Here is a 653-nt window from a genome sequence, read left to right as displayed (position 1 = left end):
GTTCATGGCGGCGACCACCGCGATGGGCGTGGCGCTGGTCGACTCGGGTGCCGCGGGTCATCTGGTGGGCGGGCTGCCCGGCTCGATGCCGCCGTGGGTCTTCCTGACCGTGGTCGTGCTGGTCAGCACGGCGGCCCATCTGGTGCTCCAGTCCCGCTCGGCACGCTCGTCGGTGCTGGTGCCGCTGGTGGTGGCGGCCGCCGTCGGCTCCGGCGTCAACCCGGTGGCCGCCGCTCTGGCCTCGACGGCCGCGGCGGGCTTCTGCCACACCCTGCCCGCGTCGGCCAAACCGGTCGCCCTCTTCTTCGAACCGCCCGAACGGGTCCCCACCTTCACCCCGCGCGATCTGCTGCGGCTCTCCGCCGTGCTGGCGCCCCTCAGCGCCGCCGTGGTGCTGCTGTTCGCCCTCGTCCTCTGGCCGCTCCTCGGCGTGCCCGTCCTCCCGGAGTAGGGGCCTGTCGTGGCCGGACCCCCTGCGCCGGCCGCCTCCGCCAGCGCCTCCGCCGTGCCCTCGCCGCCGTCGACGAGCGGGATCAGGTCGAGCTCGGCGTCGGGGACCACCCGGCGCAGCCCCTCTGCGATGGACAGGGCCGCCTGGCGGGCGGAGAGGGACTCCTTGAAGCCGCTCGGGGCGACGGCGACTCGGTAGGGGC

At 75.5% G+C, this 653-nt stretch carries 1 protein-coding gene and 1 pseudogene; one reads left to right on the top strand and one right to left on the bottom strand.

Annotated elements, in window-relative coordinates; all coding sequences use genetic code 11:
* A partial coding sequence (locus EAO77_RS38285; protein ID WP_187283634.1) for an anion permease occupies positions 1-451 on the top strand: 451 nt, incomplete at its 5' end.
* Here the strand turns inward: EAO77_RS38285 and EAO77_RS38280 are convergent.
* Positions 430-653: pseudogene (locus tag EAO77_RS38280) on the bottom strand (glycerate kinase); the annotation flags it as partial. The gene EAO77_RS38285 and the pseudogene EAO77_RS38280 overlap by 22 nt on opposite strands.

This window comes from Streptomyces sp. T39, from assembly GCF_008042045.1.
Classification (GTDB): domain Bacteria; phylum Actinomycetota; class Actinomycetes; order Streptomycetales; family Streptomycetaceae; genus Streptomyces.
This window is presented reverse-complemented; position numbering and strand designations above follow the sequence as displayed.